This is a genomic window from Actinoplanes sp. NPDC026623 (genome assembly GCF_040638275.1).
Taxonomy (GTDB): Bacteria; Actinomycetota; Actinomycetes; order Mycobacteriales; family Micromonosporaceae; genus Actinoplanes.
Window position 1 is genome coordinate 1 of sequence record NZ_JBEZXZ010000402.1, and the last position, 1313, is coordinate 1313.

At 74.6% G+C, this 1313-nt stretch carries 1 protein-coding gene; it reads left to right on the forward strand.

The window, feature by feature from the left end; translation table 11 throughout:
- The first annotated feature begins 490 nt into the window (after window positions 1-490).
- Entirely contained in the window at window positions 491-973 is a 483-nt protein-coding gene (locus AB0F10_RS45215) for a hypothetical protein (protein WP_360640740.1), read from the forward strand.
- Window positions 974-1313: the final 340 nt, after the last annotated feature.

Consider the following 1313-nt stretch of genomic DNA (forward strand, 5'->3'; position numbering starts at 1 on the left):
CAGGGCCATCCACCACCCGGCCCGGGGGGGTGCCCCCGGCTGCGGGCCCGGGGCGGTGCACCGGGCCGGCTGCCCGGGGTGGGTGCGCCGGGGCGGTTGGCCTGGGGTGGGTGCGCCCGGGCGACCGGCCCCCGAGTGGGGGTGCACCCTGGCGACCGGCTCGGGGTGGGTGCGCCCTGGCAGTCGGCCCGGGGTGGGTGCGCCCGGGTGGTTGGCCCGGGGTGGGTGCGCCCTGGCGATCGGTCTGGGGTGGGTGCGCCCTGGCAGTCGGCCTGGGGTGGGTGCGCCCGGGTGGTTGGACTGAGGTGGGTGCGCCCGGACGACCGGTCCGGGTGGGGTGCACCTGGGCGTCCTCGGCGCTTGCGTGTTCCGCGCCGCGTCCGCTGCCCGGCCGACCGCGCCCGGTGTCGCCGCCGGGAAGTCTGCTCCGGACATACCAGGTCGGGACCCGGGTTGACGGGCGGCCAACCCGGCGCGTTTAGATGACACGGTGAGCCGACCCGTTCTGCTGCTGGACCTCGACGGGGTACTGAACCCGTTCGCCGCGTCCTCCTGCCCCGACGGTTACCTCGAGCGCGAGTTCTATCCGGGCGAGGGCCGGGAGCGCTACTGCCCCGCACACGCCGCCTGGATCACCGAGCTGGCCGCGGCCGGCGAGCTGTACCGGGCGTCCGCCTGGGGCGAGGACGCGAACAAGCTCTACGGACCCGCGCTGGGCATCGAACCACTGCCGGTGGTGCCGTTCCCGCCGCTGCCGTTCCCCCCGGAGGCCAAGGTGCCGGCCGTGGCGGACGTCGCGGGCGACCGCCCCCTGGCCTGGATCGACGACAACCACACCGACGCCGGCCGCCGCTGGGCCGCCGACCGCTCGGCACCCACCCTGCTGGTGTCGATCGACTCGGCGATCGGCTGGACCCGCTCCGACGTGGACCGCGTCCTGGCCTGGTCGGCAGACCTGGGGTCTGCTTCATAAGGAAAGCCCGGCCTGCGGCGTGGCCCGGCCATCGTCTGCGGTCCCGGCGCGCACCCGGACACCTGGACCTCGCCTTCACGGAGAACCACATCGTGGCGGCCCGCGGTGTGCGGATGGTGGCAGTCCGGGGCCGGCACCTGGAACGGGAATCTCGAACCAGGTCGTGGTGGGCCGGGGCGTGCCGGTGGTGGTCGTCAAATTCTGTGAGGCGATCGCCATGAGCGGCCGGATCAACGTGGTCCGCCCGATCGCCATGAGCGGCCGGATCAACGTGGTCCGCCCGATCGCCATGAGCGGCCGGATCAACGTGGTCCGCCCGATCGCCATGAGCGGCCGGATC